Raw genomic sequence first — 17,627 nt, 5'->3', positions numbered from 1 at the left:
CTAAAGTTAACACTCCATTCTCTATTTTTTCTTATATCCATCAATCCAAATGGTTAGGATATTGACGTTTACCAGACTGGTTCGGAATAAGATTGGGTAGCATATATAATCTAATTCATTTAATTCTGCGAAAGCAATTGAAGATTTTGAAATCAAAAAATTAAGCGCTATAGACCCCAAAGGGCATTTTTGAATATATCTACATTTATTACATCAAAAAATTAAGCCACTTTAAACTTAAACAGCTGGATCCTAGATCTCCATATGATCGAAATGACGAGGATTTTAAACAAAAAAAGCAGCTCTTTTCAGAACTGCTTTAAAAATTCGGGGTGGATGATGGGGCTTAACTCGAACCATTTTGTGGGCGAATTGATTGAAATAGGCAGTTTTTCAAAAATACTTGAGCAAGAAATTAGACAATTGGAAATTAATCGTTTTTAGGATCTTCATTAATCAATTATTTAACAACTATGGTCTTTGTCTGTATCGTGTGGGCACTGAAATAGCCTAGGGCAGCCGGACTGATATTAGTCGGAGGATTAGCCGGAGCTGTGGAACCCGAAGGACCATGTGCATCTTGCTGTTGCAGGGCGAACCAATAAGTGTAGATCTGCTTATCAATGCATAGCATTTCTACCTTGACAGTATCACCAACATACACATCGATATCACTTTGCCTAAGGTCAGCACCAACATGGCTGCCATCGGTCAGGTTATCATCGTATGCGAACACATTCTTAACCTGTACGCCGTTTACGTACACCAAGAAAAGGTATTGGTTCTTTACACCAGGTGGGTCCTGATAGTGGGCCGTAACCACTTTTCTTACACTGATGTTTCCACCGCCAGTATTTCCACTCCTGCCATCCTTGCTCGTCAGGGAATCAAGTGCAACGGCATTGGGCATGGTTGAGGCTGCGCTATAGGTATGTCCGCCAGATTTGACGATCAGTGTGTACGTACTCCCCGGAGCACCAGCCAGGCCATTAACGGTATAGGTACCTGCCGGCCCCTCTATAAGAGGAAAACTAACACCGGATGATGCCTGGACGGTTACTACAGCGCCGATAACCGGCGGATAAATGTTGGTGCTAGTAAAAGGGATGTTTTTGGTGAGCTTAACCATCTGAGGCCCACTGGCATTTGTCAAGCTACCTTCAATCACGAGTTGCCCGGAAGCATCATCGAGCTTCAGGTCAATGACCTCTTCGCAGGCCGTAAGGCAGAGCAGCCCAATTGTCAATACAAATAGAATGCTGTTGTTATAGTTTTTCATGGTCGTTTAATTAAAATTTGAAGTTCCAGGTAATTGATGGGATAGGGGTCGGAAAGATGCTGGTCTGCAAGGCCTCTGTTGTGCCCATCTTGGTCTCGCTTTCTTGAAAGGTAATAGTATAGGGGTTCTTGTGACCATAAACGTTGTAGAGGCCAAAGTTCCAACTCGAATGATATTTTTTGTGTTCCTTTCCTTCGAGCGTAAAAGCAATATCTAGCCTATTGTTAGCAGGTAAGCGATAGCCATTGCGCTCTGAATAAGAAAACGTGGTAATGCCATTAACTGCATACTTGCCAGTTGGATAGCTTACCGCATTTCCGGTGGCATAGATAAAGGTGCTCGAAAAACTCCAACGTTTATTGATCTTATAGATCCCCACCACCGAAAGATCATGAGTTCTGTCTTGGCTGGCAGGAAAATAGTCGCCATTATTTATGGAGTCAAACTGCCGCTCAGTCTTTGATAAGGTGTAACCTATCCAGCCATTAAAACGACCATACTTTTTCTTCAGGAACAGTTCCAGTCCATAGGCACGGCCCGATCCATAGGTTAATTGAGAGGCGACATCTTGATTTGCGTTCAGCTGTGCGCCATCCCTGTAGTCGATCTGGTTCTGCAGGTTCTTATAGTACAGTTCTGCTGAGAACTCGAAAGCATTGTCTTTAAAGTTTTTAAACCAGCCTACAGACATCTGATCAGCAATTTCTGGTTTAATATTATTATCGCTCATTACGTATAATGCGGTTGGTGTACTCGTGGTCGAGTTATTGAGCAGGTGAATATTCTGGGTGTTCCTGTTGAAGGAAGCCTTTACCGAACTGGCCTCGGATAACTGGTAACTTGCCGAAAAACGTGGCTCCAGATTCAGGTAATTTTTCACCAGCGATCCCGAACCATAACTATTGGAGCTTATGGTATTCCCATTGGTATCATAAGTGTTAAATGTACCCGGCCCTAGTAGAATCATATTGCTCAAACGAAGACCATATTCAACCGTCAATTTGGGAGAGGCTTTCCAGGTATCGCTAAAATAGGTGGCATTTTCGAAGCCATAACGCTTTTCAACGTCCTTGTTGTTAGTGTTCGATGTCCCATTTGCAGTGATGTTGCCAGGTGCTATAGTGTGGTGTAGTACATTAATCCCGAACTTAAGGGAATGGCTATCGCTGAGCGAATATTGAAAATCCTGTTTCAGGTTCAGGTCCGTAATCTGTGAGGTTGACTTAAAATTGTTCTGGGTAGAGAAGTTCTCCATCGTATAGCCATAATTACTGTAGATTACCGAGGTATTTGAAAAAAGCCTATTGCTAAAAATATGGTTGTAGCGCAACGTGGTAGTTGTATTGCCCCAATTGCTTCCAAACCTGTCCTGTATACCAAGGTTATCGTTACCAAAATAGCCAGAAATATAGATCGCGTTCTTATCATTGAAGCGGTAATTGAACTTGGCATTCAGATCGTAAAAATTTAGGGTGCTATTAGACAGCGTAGTATCTTTGGAACCTTTTAACAATAGATCGAGATAGGTTCGTCGCCCGCTAACCATAAACGATCCTTTGTCGCCCATTGGGCCTTCAAATTTGATACGCGAAGAGATCAGCCCCAAGCCGCCTTGAACGGTAAAATCTTTACTGTTACCATTGTTCATCTTTATATCCAGTACCGAAGAAAGCCTTCCACCATATTCGGCAGGCATGCCGCCCTTATAAATGCTCACGTCCTTAATCGCATCCGAATTAAAGGTAGAGAAAAAGCCCAGTAGGTGGGAAGCATTGTAAACAGTCGCTTCATCCAGCAATATTAAATTCTGATCTGAGGCCCCGCCCCGAACATAAAACCCGGTATTACCTTCTGTTGCTGACTTGATGCCGGGGAGCAGGGAAATTGTCTTCAGGATATCCTTCTCCCCCATCAGTACTGGGACGTTATTTATTTGCGACATATTCAGCTTTTCCAAGCCCATCTGGGGGGAAACAATCTGATTGTTATTGGGCCGGTTAGAACTGATCACCACTTCATTAAGGGCGTTTTGTTGGCTGATGGCGAAGTTTACCGTGTGGTTTTGTGAGAGGGAATCGGGACGCACAACTGTTTCATAACCCACATAAGTGACCAACAGTGTATAAAGCCCCTGTGGCGCCGATATGGAATAGAAACCATAACTGTTCGTTGCGACGCCGCTTTGGGGCAGCTCTTTGATTCGTACTGTTGCACCAATAAGTGTTTCGCCCGTTGATTTGTCGGAGATGGTGCCGCTGATAGTGAATTTCTTCTGCGCAAAGGCACTGGAAAAAACGATTAGCAGCACAGGGATTAAAATTATATATTTCATGTTGTAATTAATGTGTTTGCTTTATTTACAATAGCAAAGGTTCAAAAGATTCATGTTAAGGAATGTTAAAAGCGACATACGGGCATTTTTTTTCCATCACGGTAGAAATTTCTGCGAAGTTTTGATGAAAACTTCTACAAGATTCCAGTTTTGGTCTTTCCAACTAAGGCGTTGGTCTTAATTATGAAAAAATGTGGATTTTCCACTATACCTTTGATACGATGAGCAAACTAAAAAGATTTCTAAGTAACACTACTGGCTGGATACCCCTGCTCATTTGGGTCCTTTTCCTGCTGCTGCCTTTCCTATATCGGATTATCATGCTTCCGGGGGAACTGCACAATAAAATTATCCAGAACCTTTTCTTCTCCAGCGTTCTCCTCATCGGCCTATTTTATCTGCACACCTATTTGATCTACCCGTTGAGGGACAAGCCATACGGAAAGTGGAAGTATTTTGCCGTTATTGGGTGTTGTTTGATTGTTTTTTGTCTGGTAATGCGCTACCTGATACCTTTTGGAACTAGGGTTTCTTCTGTCGAAACCGAAAACTACCGCAGAGCGAAGCCTCCAGTATCCACAGCGGCCATTTTTTCTTTTGGCCTGGCTATTTTGGGTAGCTATTGCTACCGGTTTTACCTTGATAAAGTAAAACAAGCAGCCCTGATCAGTGAACTAGAAAGTATCCAGTTAAAGACCGAACTCGATTTTCTCCGTTCACAGATTAACCCACGCTTTATGTTCAATATTATGAATTCACTAGTATCTATGGCGAGAAAAAAATCTGAACTGATGGAACCTTCCCTTATCAGTCTTTCACAGCTAATGCGGTATACGCTGTATAACAGTGAAGGCAGCCGCATCGGCCTAGACAAAGAGGTAGAATACCTTAAGAATTATATCAATCTGCAACTCATCAGGTTCAGCGATGAGTTACAATTCAACTTGTTTCTTTCGGGGCATTTTGAAGGTTATAAAATCGAACCTATGCTGATGATGCCTTTTGTGGAAAATGCCTTTAAGCATGGCATTGGTACAGTAAAGCCGCCCCTAATCGACGTTTCCCTCTCGATGGACACCACTAACCAACTGCTTAGTCTTGTGGTAATTAACAGTTTGGCAGATAGAAAAGTGCCCCAAAACGAGGGCTCTGGAATTGGATTGGTTAATGTTACCAGACGGTTGGAATTGCTTTATCCAGATAGGCACTCGCTAAAAGTGCATCAGCAAGGGGATGTTTTTATAGCGAAACTTGATTTAAATCTATAAATATGAATTGCATAATTATAGACGATGAACTTCCCGCCAGAGAATTAATGGCAGACAATATTGCACAAGTTCCTTTCTTGAGCCTGGTGGCATCGGCCAAGAGTGCAACCGAAGCGATAGAACTGCTCAGTCAGCACCAGATTGACCTCATCTTTCTTGATATCCAGATGCCCGGACTAACAGGCCTTGAATTTTTAAGGAATGTGGTTAATCCACCGATGGTGATCCTTGTTACCGCTTTCCAGCAGCACGCCCTTGATGGTTTTGAACTAGATGTTGTTGATTATCTCATCAAGCCTGTTCCTTTTGCCCGTTTTCTAAAGGCTGTTCAAAAAGCGAAGAACAGGTTAAAGGTATCAAAAAACCTACCCATAGAGGCAATCCAAGAGGATGCATATGTTTTTGTCAATGCCAATTATTCGCTGGTTAAGGTTATGCTTCGTGATGTTACCTATATTGAAGGCCTTAAGGATTATGTCCGCATTAACCTAACTTATGGCAATACCATCGTAACAAGGCTGGGTCTAAAGGCAATAGAAGAGCGACTTGATAGCAGCAAGTTCATGCGGGTACATAAATCTTTTATGATCGCTCTCGATAAGATCGATTCCGTACAAAAAGCGCAACTGGTTATCCAGAGAAAAGAGATTCCAATTGGTGATGGATATCGCTCCCTGCTGCAAAATTATATCAGTAAAAAAAACCTATAGAATAGATGTCAAAGATAAAACCGCCTAAAAACAAAAAACCCCTTTAAGATACTTTAAAGGGCTTCCTTAACGATATCTCGTAATGTAGTAACTTGTCGTTCTAAAAGCGGTAAAATTTGCGTCAAGAAAATTGGTAATGGGCTTACACGATGACGGGGCTCGAATCAAAAAATCAATACCTATAGACCCAAAAGGCATTTTTGAAAAAATATTCGTTTTTAACATTGAAACATCGAACCACTTTTCAAGATATTAAATATATTATAACTAACTGAAAATAAATATTTTAAACAAAAAAAGCAGCTCTTTTCAGAACTGCTTTAAAAATTCGGGGTGGATGATGGGGCTCGAACCCACGACCCCCGGCACCACAAACCAGTGCTCTAACCAACTGAGCTACAACCACCGTATTTTTTCGTGCTACAAAAGTACAACTTTTAATATTTTTTGCAAATATTTTTATCAAAGATTTAATGGTTAATTTTTAATTGGTTATTATTCAATTATTTGAAATGAAAATAAAACCTCAAAAATGGATTTAGCAAGTTATTTCAAACCTAAAAACATAACTTTATGGCGTTTATGATCGAGATTTACACAGACGGAGCAGCTAGCGGAAACCCAGGCCCTGGTGGTTATGGAACAATTTTAAGGGCTGGCCAACATTACAAGGAATTGAGTGGCGGCTTTAGAATGACGACAAATAACCGAATGGAATTACTGGCAGTAATTAAGGGCTTAGAGGCATTGAAAAGCTTAAATCAACAAGTTACAGTTTATTCTGATTCGAAATATGTTGTTGATGCCGTTGAAAAAAAATGGGTATTTGGCTGGGTAACTAAAAATTTTAAGGATAAAAAGAACAAGGATCTCTGGCTTCGATTTCTCGAACTGAACAAACTTCACAAAATAAAATTCATTTGGATAAAAGGCCACAACGATCATCCTGAGAATGAGCGCTGTGACAGGTTAGCGGTTTTTGCCTCGCAAGACAAACAAAACCTAGCTATTGATTCTTTTTTCGAAGCTGAAAGAAATAAAGCGACTTTACTTTAATCAATACCACCGATAACGCCTAAACCCTCAAGTTTAGATTCCAATTTTTCCTCGATAGAGATTGACTTTGCCGTATGCAGCAACATCATTTCCTCAGCCTTTTCTACCATTTTTTTTGAGCCAATAAAAATTGGAACTCTTTGATGAACTTCTGTGGGTTGAATTTCTAAAATTCGCTCAAAACCTGTAGTGGCTTTACCGCCTGCCTGTTCGATAATATAAGCCATTGGATTACATTCGTAGAGCAAACGCAATTTACCCTCCGGAGAGCGAGCTGTTGTAGGGTAAATATAAATCCCTCCGTTAATTAAACTTCTGTGAATGTCGCCTACCATTGAGCCAATATAACGAGAGGTATATGGCCTCTCAGAAGCTTCATCCTCTACTTGACAATACTTAATATATTTTTTTACACCTTCAGGAAAATGAACGTAATTGCCCTCATTTATGGAATAGGTAATACCAGTTTCAGGAATTTTCATTTCGGGATGCGACAAACAAAATTCTCCTATTGATGGATCTAAGGTAAATCCATTTACACCTTTCCCGGTGGTGTAAACCAACATTGTAGATGAACCATAAATAATATACCCAGCAGCAACTTGTTCGGAACCTTTTTGTAAAACATCTGCAATACCTGCTTTTCCTTCTAAAGACTTACGGCGATAAATTGAAAAAACCGTCCCAACCGCAACGTTTACATCTGTATTTGATGAGCCATCCATAGGGTCGATACAAACAATGTATTTGGCATTTTGAGAAACAGGTGATTCGATATGAATAATTTCTTCCTCTTCCTCACTTGCAATGATGCAACATTCCCCACCGCTAGTTAGCGCAGCTATAAATTGTTGATCAGCATATACATCGAGCTTTTTTTGTTTTTCGCCCTGTATATTGGTTGTACCAACGTGGCCAAGCATATCAACCAAACCCGCTTTATTTATTTCCCTATTTACAATTTTAGCGGCAATTGCTATATCTCGAAGTAATCTAGATAGCTCTCCTTTGGCATAAGGGAAATCTGCCTGTTTTTCTATAATAAATTGTCCTAGTGTTTTTACGCCACAAATCATACTTAGTGTACATTTTACATTACCTACCCGATAACTCTATAACTTCTAAGGTATGAATATTTTCGTCAGTTATGCAAAACCTAACTAGGGTTCTCACTTTGTGCCAACCATGTTTACCAGCTGCACCAGGGTTTATATGTAAACATTTTAGTTTTTCATCAAACATTACCTTTAAAATATGCGAATGACCTGTGATAAATAATTTCGGAGGGTTAGTGTATATTTCTGGCTTCACATACGAGGAGTATTTCCCAGGGTAACCACCTATATGAATCATCAAAACATCCACCTGTTCGCAGCTAAAACGATTTTTCTCTGGAAATTCTGATCTAATTTCTGCATCATCTATATTTCCAAACACGCCACGCAAAGGCTTAAATGCCGCTAAAGGTGCAGCCACATTTGGACCGAAATCACCTGCATGCCACACCTCATCTACTGAATCGAAGTGTTTGAAAACAGCATCATCTAAGTAACCATGTGTATCGGAAATTAAACCTATTTTTTTCATTTTGTAAAGTAAATTGTGATCGAAATTTACAGAAATTTTTAGCTTTGAAATGGTTTTAAAGCCTTAATCCTAATAATACACAGTTTGATAAATTTTTTAAATAATGGGCCAGTTTATCTATTTGATAAATTAAAAGCTATGTAGCATATTACCATAGCAAAAAACCTAAACCTTAAAAAGCCAGAAAAAAATCCTTTAAAAGTTCTTTATAAATTGCGCTGTGTTTTTTAAAGGATTCGTAAATATAAAAATCCCTTTCAACTGGAATTACCTCTTCCCTACCTAAACAAATCATTTGCCTAAAAGTCGGCTTTGTTTCATCAGAATGAATATGAATTCTTTCAAAAAGGGACAATCCATAAAGGCTTGCAATTTCGATAACCTTGTTTGCTTGCTTAACCGGAAGAATTAACCATATTTTCCCTCCATCACTTAAAAATTCACTTGATTTTTTCACTAACAACTGAAAAAAATCTTCATCAGCATGTCGTGCAATTCCTTTTTTAAGCTCCTCGCTCTTTAAATCGTTTACGAAAAACGGAGGATTAGAAACAATAAGGTCGAATTTTTGAGTATTGTGATATTGTTGAATGGCTATATTTTTGATTGCTAATCGATCACTGAAAACTGATAACTGAAAATTTCTCTTTGCAGTTTCAGCCGCTTGCTCATCAATTTCAACTGCATCAATTATAGCATTTGGAAACCGTTGAGCCATCATCATTGCAATTACACCAGTTCCGGTACCAATATCTAGAATGTTTTTTGGCGAGGGGTGATTTGCAGCCGCCCCAATCAATACCCCATCGGTGTTAATCTTCATGGCGCAGCCAGATTGGTTTACCTCGAACTGTTTGAATTTAAAAATACTCATGTAAACTGATTTATCTTATTCAGCTTTTTCAACTTTTATAACCGCTTGCAGGTTAAAGTTGACAAAACTTTTAACCAACTTCTTTCTCATACAACTCTAATGGCAATCCATCAGGATCAGAGAAAAAAGTAAAACGCTTATCTGTAAATTCATCAACCCGAATTGGCTCAGTTGTTATTCCAACAGCATTTATTCTTGCAATTTCAACTGCAATATCATCAACCTCAAAAGCTAAATGTCGTAAACCTTGTGCCTCTGGTCGGGATGGCCTTGCAGGAGGGTTTTCAAAAGAAAACAATTCGATTTGATACAATCCATTTACAGCTAAATCCAATTTATAAGATTTTCTGGCTTCGCGATAAACTTCAGACAAAACAGTCAGGCCTAATTTATTTACGTAAAAATCTTTTGATTTCTCATAGTCTGAACAAATAATGGCGATATGATGAATGCGATTGAACATAATTAATGATTGAGTTTTGGATGATGGAATGAGTGAATGTGACAAAGTTGCATAAAATGATTGAATTTAAAATCGCCATAGAAAATTCAATCATTCCCAACTCATTTAATTTTACATTCACTCACTCAAAATTCTCTCATTCAATCATTCATTCCTTCCCTCATTAAATTTAAAAAACCTATTTTTGCAACTTCAAAAAAAAAGCATGATTCATTTCTTCCTTAGTCAATCGCAGGCGATTTTTGTTTTACAATCGAACGAAACGCTTTCCCAAAATGATATTACTAAACTCGAATGGTTATTTGGCGGTGCCAAAATTTCGCAAGAAAAAGCACTAAGTGGCTTTTTTGTTGGACCAAGAGCGGCAATGATTACACCTTGGAGTACCAACGCTGTTGAGATTACCCAGAATATGGACATGCAGGGCATCATCAGAATTGAGGAATTTAAAGCAGTTGCTGAAGATTTTTCAGATTATGACCCAATGCTTTCTCAAAAATACGGTAAGCTTGACCAAGACACTTTTACAATAGATATTAAACCAGAACCAATTTTAGAAATCACAGATATTGCTGCTTACAATAAACAAGAGGGCTTATCTTTAAGTGATGAAGAAGTTGAATATTTGAACTTTTTAGCTACTCGTTTAGAAAGACCATTAACAGATTCTGAAGTTTTTGGTTTCTCGCAAGTAAATTCTGAACACTGTCGCCATAAAATTTTCAATGGTAAATTTGTAATCGATGGTGTAGAGCAACCGAGTTCACTTTTCAAATTGATTCGCAAAACATCAGAAGAAAACCCGAACGATATTGTTTCGGCATATAAAGATAATGTCGCTTTTATTAAAGGCCCAAGAGTACAACAATTTGCACCGAAACGTGCTGATGTTCCTGATTATTACGCAACCAGCGATTTTGAATCGGTAATTTCCTTAAAAGCAGAAACACATAATTTCCCAACTACAGTGGAGCCTTTCAATGGTGCTGCAACTGGTTCTGGTGGCGAAATTAGAGATCGTTTAGCTGGCGGACAAGGTTCTTTACCTTTGGCAGGAACTGCTGTTTACATGACTGCACTTTCTCGTTTAGAAGACAACAGACCTTGGGAAAACGGTGTTGAAGAAAGAGAATGGCTATACCAAACGCCAATGGACATCCTGATCAAAGCATCAAACGGTGCCACAGATTTTGGTAATAAATTCGGACAACCACTAATTACAGGATCTGTTTTAACGTTTGAGCACGAAGAGAACAACCGCAAGTTAGGTTTTGATAAAGTAATTATGCTTGCTGGCGGTGTGGGTTATGGCAAGGCAAGTCAGGCACAAAAGTTAAAACCACAAGAAGGCGATAATATTGTAATTCTTGGCGGTGAAAATTATAGAATTGGAATGGGTGGTGCAGCAGTTTCATCTGCTGATACTGGCCAGCATGGATCGGGAATTGAGTTAAATGCGATTCAACGCTCCAACCCTGAAATGCAAAAACGTGCGGCAAATGCGGTACGTGGAATGGTAGAAAGCGAAGAAAACTTTATCGTTTCCATTCACGATCATGGCGCTGGTGGCCACTTAAACTGTTTATCAGAATTGGTTGAAGAAACCGGTGGATTGATTAACTTGGATAAACTTCCTGTTGGCGATCCTACCCTATCGGCAAAAGAAATTATCGGAAACGAATCTCAAGAAAGAATGGGATTGGTGATCAGCAATGAACATATCGATACTTTACAAAAAATTGCCGATCGCGAACGTTCACCCATGTACACGGTGGGCAAGGTAACTGGCGATCATCGTTTTACTTTCAAATCTGAAACTACTGGTGTTAAACCAATGGATTTCGAATTGAAAGATATGTTCGGCAGCTCGCCGAAAATTGTAATGGATGATAAAACCATCGATCGCAATTACGAGGCAATAACTTATAATAAAGCAGAGCTAAATACTTATTTAGAGCAGGTTTTACAATTGGAGGCAGTTGCATCCAAAGATTGGTTAACCAATAAAGTAGATCGTTGCGTGGGTGGTCGCGTTGCAAAACAACAAACCGCTGGTCCATTGCAGTTGCCTTTAAATAACTGCGGTGTTATGGCTTTAGATTTTCAAGGAAAAGAAGGAATCGCGACTTCAGTTGGTCACGCTCCACTTTCGGCTTTGATAGATCCTGCTGCCGGTAGTCGCAATGCGATAGCAGAATCTTTATCGAACATTGTTTGGGCGCCATTAAAAGATGGCTTGAAAAGTGTTTCACTTTCGGCCAACTGGATGTGGGCTTGTAAAAACGAAGGTGAAGATGCTCGTTTATACGCCGCCGTTAAAGCTTGTTCAGATTTTGCGATCGATTTAGGAATCAACATCCCAACGGGAAAAGATTCGTTATCGATGAAACAGAAATATAAGAATGGCGATGTAATTGCACCCGGAACGGTGATTATTTCTGCTGGTGGTAACTGCGATGACATTACTAAAGTAGTGGAACCTGTTTTGCAAAAAGATGGTGGCGCTATTTATTACATCAACCTTTCTAATGACACCTATAAATTAGGTGGTTCTTCTTTCGCACAAATTCTAAATAAAATCGGAACGGAAACGCCCGATGTTAAAAATGCTGATCAATTCTCAAAGGCATTTAACACCATTCAACAATTAATAAAAGAAGAAAAAATTCAAGCTGGACACGATATCGGTAGCGGTGGATTAATTACTACTTTACTGGAAATGTGTTTTGCCGATTGCGATTTGGGCGCATCGATCGATTTATCTACATTGGCAGAACAAGATATCATCAAATTATTGTTTGCAGAGAATATCGCTTTGGTTTTTCAGGCTGATATTTCAGTAGAAAAAACATTGGCAGATGCTGGTGTAACTTTCCATAAAATTGGAAAAGTAAGTTCATCAGCTACGCTGGAAATTAAAAATGCTGCAGATCATTTTAGTTTCGATATTGATCATTTACGTGATGTTTGGTTCAAAACTTCATACTTATTAGATAGCAAACAAACGGGTAATGGTTTAGCAAAAGAACGTTACGATAATTATAAAAATCACATTTTAAACTATACTTTCCCATTGCAATTCGATGGAAAGAAACCAATAATTGATTCATCTAAACCTCGTCCGAAAGCGGCGATTATTCGTGAAAAAGGAAGTAACTCTGAACGAGAATTGGCCAACGCAATGTATTTGGCTGGTTTTGATGTGAAAGATGTACACATGACGGATTTAATTACCGGCAGAGAAACGCTTGAAGATATTCAGTTTATCGGTGCTGTTGGTGGTTTCTCTAACTCTGATGTTTTAGGCTCGGCAAAGGGTTGGGCTGGTGCATTTATGTACAACGAAAAAGCAAAAGTAGCTTTAGAAAAATTCTTTGCTCGCCCTGATACTTTATCTGTTGGCGTTTGTAACGGTTGCCAATTATTTGTAGAGCTTGGCTTGATTAATAAAGACCACGAAGAAAAACCTAAAATGTTGCATAATAAAAGTGGAAAGCACGAAAGTATTTTCACTTCGTTAACCTTGCAAGAAAACAATTCGGTAATGCTTTCTACACTAGCAGGAAGTACATTAGGCGTTTGGGTATCGCATGGAGAAGGAAGATTCTCTTTACCGTATGCTGAAGACAAATACAAAATCGTAGCTAAATACGCTTATGCAACTTATCCGGCCAATCCGAATGGATCTGATTACAGTACAGCAATGATGTGTGATGAAACTGGCCGTCACTTGGTCATGATGCCGCATATTGAACGTTCTTTATTTCAGTGGCATTGGGCAAATTATCCTGCAGGGCGTAAAGACGAAGTTTCTCCTTGGATGGAAGCTTTTGTGAATGCTAGGAAATGGATTGAGGAAAAGGTTTAAGGTAGAAGGTTTAGGGTTTAGGCTCCCTTTCTAAGCAAATTAAATCACATGTACTTTGCGTTAACGATAGAAGCGGCATCCCCCAGTTTTTCTTTGGGGATACAGAGGATAGCGTGTTAAACCGAAGCTTTGCTGAGCTCATTGATACCAAAAAAATAGAAACATATCAATAAACGACCAAATAATTTTAATAAAATATGAGAAAAGGCTTGAGTTTCCACTCAAGCCTTTTTTAAACCAACCTCACTTAATCAATTTATTTTACATATCATTAGCGCTATTGCGTGATCTGAAAGTTAATCGCCATATTATACCTCACCCTAACTGGAGTACCTTTATTTTTACCCGGTTTCCAAAGTGGAGATTTTTTAATAACCTTAATCGCCTCCTCATCACATCCAAAACCAATTCCCCTTAACACCTTTACATCGGTAATGGAACCGTCTTTCTCTACAACAAAACTCACAAAAACCTTTCCAGCTTTACCTTCTTCTTGAGCTTGAGATGGGTACCTTAAATTACGTTCCATATATTTAGACCAAGCTTTTGCGCCACCAGTAAATTCTGGGTACTCATCTACACCTTCTATCCCAACAACAGCATTTGGATCTCCACCGCCCTCACCTTCTTTTGCAGTTCCAGTGCCATTTCCATCACCTTTATTTTCCGTTACAACAGCATTTGGAGTAACAATACCGGCTTGTGTTTTATCACTAATTACGGCATCCTTAATCTCATCAATTGTTGGAGGATCAGGAAGATCTACTTTATTAACTACAACAATGTTTTGCGATAACGCAACCGTTTTAACTTTTACGGGATCAGCTTTTGCAGGTTCGATTTTCTTCTCTGGCTCTGGCTTCTTCATATCGTGAATTACATCGTCCAGCACAACTAATGTTGCGGGTGCATCTACAACAATTTCTTTTGGAAATAGCTTAGCATAAACTAACGGACTAAAGCAGAGTACTATAACTAAACTACCCGATATTAAAAGTGATCTCGTTAAGATTGAAGATGATTTAGACCTTAATTCATAAGCGCCATAATTTTTGTTGCGGTCTGCAAATACAAGATCGAGCCACTCGGTTTTGTACACATTAAATGATGAGTTGAACATAGCTTTTAAGTTTTATACCATGATGCAGTCAAATCATCAATTCCATAAAACATTTAAAAAATCTATTTTCTTTACGAAAAATGAAAAAATTCATCTGAAAAACATTTTTTTATTTCACTTTCAATAAAATTGATATATTTATTACGAATGTTTTACAAAAATTAATAAAATATACTATTTTTGACAAAAAACATAACAAATTAATGAAAAGCTTAAGAACCATCGCATTAAAAGAGGCTCAAAACAGAATTTCACCAGAAGTTAAATCACCATCATCAAAAATTTCTGACTTTTTTGGCGCTAATGTATTTGATAAGAGAAAAATGAGAGATTTCTTATCTAAGGACGTGTATGAAAAATTAATCTCATCTATTAACCAAGGTGAATTAATTAATTCTGATGACGCAAACCAAATTGCAACAGCTATGAAAGCTTGGGCAATGAGCGCTGGCGCAACACATTACACTCACTGGTTCCAGCCATTAACTGGTACAACAGCAGAAAAACACGATTCATTTTTTGAGCCGAGTGGCGATGGAGCTATCGAGAAATTTGCTGGTAGTGCCTTAGTTCAACAAGAACCAGATGCATCTAGCTTCCCTAACGGTGGTATCCGTAACACATTCGAAGCTCGTGGTTATACCGCTTGGGATCCATCATCTCCAGCTTTCATTATGGAAAGTAAAGCAGGTAAAACACTTTGTATCCCTACAGTTTTCGTATCATATACCGGAGAAGCCTTGGATTATAAAGCACCTTTGTTAAAAGCATTAGCTGCACTTGATAAAGCTGCTGTTGATGTTTGCCAATATTTCGATAAAAGCATTACTAAAGTAAATGCTTCACTAGGTATCGAGCAAGAATATTTCTTGGTTGATGAGTCTTTATTCAATGCTCGTCCTGATTTATTATTAACTGGCCGTACCTTATTCGGACACATGTCTGCTAAAGGCCAACAATTAGAAGACCATTATTTCGGATCGATTCCTGAGCGTGTATTCACTTACATGGTAGATTTCGAAAACGAAGCTTTAAAATTAGGCATTCCTTTAAAAACCCGCCACAATGAGGTTGCTCCATCTCAATTTGAGTGTGCGCCAATTTATGAGGAAATCAACTTAGCAATCGATCACAATCAATTATTGATGGATTTGATGGAAAAAGTTGCTCGTCGCCACCATTTCCGTGTTTTATTGCACGAAAAACCTTATGCAGGTATTAATGGATCAGGTAAGCACAACAACTGGTCGCTAATTACAGATACTGGTAAAAACTTATTGGCTCCAGGTAAAACGCCTAAAAATAACTTAATGTTCCTTGCTTTCTTTGTGAATACAGTTAAAGCAGTAAGTGAGCATGCAGATTTATTACGTGCAAGTATTGCATCGGTAAGTAATGATCACCGTTTAGGTGCTAATGAGGCGCCACCAGCAATTATCTCCATTTTCCTAGGTTCTCAATTGAACGATGTGTTGGATGAGATTGAGCATTCACGTATCAGCAAAAAAATTAAAGAGGATAATGCACTTTGGTTAGGTATTCCTAAAATTCCACAAATCTTGTTGGATAATACAGATCGTAACCGTACTTCTCCTTTCGCATTTACTGGTAACAAATTTGAATTAAGAGCCGTTGGTTCTTCAGCTAACTCATCAGCACCAATGACGATCTTAAACGCGATCATGGCTGAGCAATTAACTAAATTCAAGGTTGAGGTTGATAAATTAATTAAGAAAGGTGATAAAAAAGACATCGCTTTATTAACGGTAATCAAGAAATACATCAAAGAATCGAAATCAATCCGTTTCGAAGGTAATGGTTATAGTCAAGAGTGGGAAGATGAAGCTGCAGCACGTGGTTTATCAAACATTAAAACTACACCTAAGGCTTTAGATGCTTATTTAACAGAAAAATCAGCAGAATTATTCGCTGCCACCAATATTTATAGCAAACGTGAAATTCATGCCCGTCATGAAATCATGTTAGAAAACTTCTACAAAAAACTACAAATCGAGGCTCGTGTAATGGGCGAGGTTGCAAACACTGCAATTATACCCGCTGCAATTGCTTACCAAAACTCTTTAATCGCAAACGTAAAAGGCTTAAAAGAAATCGGTGTAGATAGTAAGGTTTCTTTGGATATCGTTAAAAAATTATCTGAGCACTTAGAAATCGTTAAAACCAATATCGATGCGATGTTAGAGGAACGTAAAGTGACTAACAAGATCGAAGATACACGTGAGAAAGCAATTGCTTACGATGAGAAAGTTAAAACGTATTTCGAGGTTATCCGTTACCATGCAGATAAATTAGAACAAATCGTTGATGATAGCGTTTGGCCATTACCAAAATTCAGAGAGTTATTATTCATGAAATAAGATAAGGCATAAGCTAAAAGGTTTAAGGCGCAGGGTTCTCCCCTGCGCCTTTTTTTGATCAGGATTTTTAGGATTTAGGGATATTAAGATCAGTATCTCAAAAATTTAATGTGCATAAATTCTTATTTCCACAAATCCAACTTTACTGTTCTGAGATTTATCCTTAGATAAAAACTCTTCATTCCCGCTCAGCTTATTAGAATGTTCTTAGGTTTCTAAGGTGGTAAAAACAGAACCTCATCATTTCCTCCATCCAACTTAAATGTTCCTACATTTCTTATATGGTAAAAAATCTTATCTGATAATCAACTAATTATTTGGTTTTCTAAAATTGCTAATAAAAGATCAAAACTCTTACATTTCTTATATAGTAAAAAATCTTCTGTGTAGCTCAACTGGATATTCCGACCTATACTACACCACCCATTCCGAGGCATAGTACACCAGTCATTCCGAGCCAAAGTACACCAGTTTTTGTTTGAGGTAATTAAATATTCCGAGGCAAAGTGCACCACTTTTGGTTTATTGCAGGATTATTTCACTCTGCCATTCCGACACATACTGCACCACTATATTTACCATATCACGCAATTGGGCATAGTTTAACCCGCCAATTATATAGGTTTGGTAAGCATCAAGCTTACCCCTATAAATATGGCGAACAAACTGCTCAGCATGAATAAGATTAGACA

Annotated in this window: 12 protein-coding genes and 1 tRNA gene; 5 read left to right on the top strand and 8 right to left on the bottom strand. The window is 38.6% G+C overall.

Features of this window, described 5'->3' with window-relative positions; all coding sequences use genetic code 11:
* Window positions 1-460 precede the first annotated feature (460 nt).
* Window positions 461-1,279, bottom strand: a complete 819-nt coding sequence (locus tag EZ449_RS15955) for a DUF4249 domain-containing protein (protein ID WP_131560638.1) — start codon at window positions 1,277-1,279, stop codon at window positions 461-463.
* Window positions 1,280-1,289: 10 nt separating this feature from the next.
* Entirely contained in the window at window positions 1,290-3,611 is a 2,322-nt protein-coding gene (locus EZ449_RS15950) for a TonB-dependent receptor (RefSeq protein ID WP_131560636.1), read from the bottom strand.
* 221 nt (window positions 3,612-3,832) lie between these two features.
* On the opposite strand from EZ449_RS15950, the gene EZ449_RS15945 reads away from it, so the two are divergent.
* Together EZ449_RS15945 and EZ449_RS15940 are read left to right on the top strand one after the other, a co-directional pair.
* Window positions 3,833-4,879 (top strand): sensor histidine kinase, encoded by a 1,047-nt coding sequence (locus EZ449_RS15945; protein WP_165499790.1) that lies wholly within the window; start codon window positions 3,833-3,835, stop codon window positions 4,877-4,879.
* Window positions 4,880-4,881: 2 nt separating this feature from the next.
* Complete coding sequence (locus EZ449_RS15940; RefSeq protein WP_131560632.1) at window positions 4,882-5,589, top strand: LytR/AlgR family response regulator transcription factor; 708 nt, start codon at window positions 4,882-4,884, stop codon at window positions 5,587-5,589.
* 332 nt (window positions 5,590-5,921) lie between these two features.
* On the opposite strand, the gene EZ449_RS15935 is transcribed toward EZ449_RS15940, so the two are convergent.
* Window positions 5,922-5,995, bottom strand: a tRNA-His gene (locus EZ449_RS15935).
* Window positions 5,996-6,171: 176 nt separating this feature from the next.
* On the opposite strand from EZ449_RS15935, the gene rnhA reads away from it, so the two are divergent.
* Entirely contained in the window at window positions 6,172-6,645 is a 474-nt protein-coding gene (rnhA, locus tag EZ449_RS15930; RefSeq protein WP_131560630.1) for a ribonuclease HI, read from the top strand.
* On the opposite strand, the gene fbp is transcribed toward rnhA, so the two are convergent.
* The 4 genes from fbp to gloA2 form a co-directional block, all read right to left on the bottom strand.
* Window positions 6,642-7,721, bottom strand: coding sequence for a class 1 fructose-bisphosphatase (gene fbp / locus EZ449_RS15925; RefSeq protein WP_394347145.1), 1,080 nt, complete (start codon window positions 7,719-7,721; stop codon window positions 6,642-6,644). The two genes, rnhA and fbp, sit on opposite strands and share 4 nt — an antisense overlap.
* A 19-nt stretch (window positions 7,722-7,740) precedes the next feature.
* Window positions 7,741-8,232 (bottom strand): metallophosphoesterase family protein, encoded by a 492-nt coding sequence (locus tag EZ449_RS15920; protein WP_131560628.1) that lies wholly within the window; start codon window positions 8,230-8,232, stop codon window positions 7,741-7,743.
* A gap of 172 nt (window positions 8,233-8,404) precedes the next feature.
* Window positions 8,405-9,106, bottom strand: a complete 702-nt coding sequence (locus EZ449_RS15915) for a tRNA1(Val) (adenine(37)-N6)-methyltransferase (protein ID WP_131560626.1) — start codon at window positions 9,104-9,106, stop codon at window positions 8,405-8,407.
* Between the two features lie 70 nt (window positions 9,107-9,176).
* Window positions 9,177-9,569, bottom strand: coding sequence for an SMU1112c/YaeR family gloxylase I-like metalloprotein (gene gloA2 / locus EZ449_RS15910; protein WP_131560624.1), 393 nt, complete (start codon window positions 9,567-9,569; stop codon window positions 9,177-9,179).
* Between the two features lie 115 nt (window positions 9,570-9,684).
* Between gloA2 and purL the strand changes: the two genes are divergently transcribed.
* A complete protein-coding gene (purL, locus tag EZ449_RS15905) occupies window positions 9,685-13,437 on the top strand; it encodes a phosphoribosylformylglycinamidine synthase (RefSeq protein WP_317130438.1) in 3,753 nt (1,250 codons plus the stop codon).
* A 277-nt stretch (window positions 13,438-13,714) separates the two neighbouring features.
* On the opposite strand, the gene EZ449_RS15900 is transcribed toward purL, so the two are convergent.
* Window positions 13,715-14,557 carry an energy transducer TonB gene (locus tag EZ449_RS15900; RefSeq protein WP_131560620.1) on the bottom strand — a complete coding sequence of 281 codons (843 nt, stop codon included), beginning with the start codon at window positions 14,555-14,557 and terminating at the stop codon, window positions 13,715-13,717.
* A 203-nt stretch (window positions 14,558-14,760) separates the two neighbouring features.
* On the opposite strand from EZ449_RS15900, the gene EZ449_RS15895 reads away from it, so the two are divergent.
* Window positions 14,761-16,935, top strand: coding sequence for a glutamine synthetase III family protein (locus tag EZ449_RS15895; RefSeq protein WP_131560618.1), 2,175 nt, complete (start codon window positions 14,761-14,763; stop codon window positions 16,933-16,935).
* Window positions 16,936-17,627: the final 692 nt, after the last annotated feature.

The organism is Pedobacter frigidisoli (genome assembly GCF_004331675.1).
Lineage (GTDB): Bacteria > Bacteroidota > Bacteroidia > Sphingobacteriales > Sphingobacteriaceae > Pedobacter > Pedobacter frigidisoli.
Note: the sequence above shows the minus strand (reverse complement) of the source record. Positions and strands in the feature narration are given on the sequence as shown.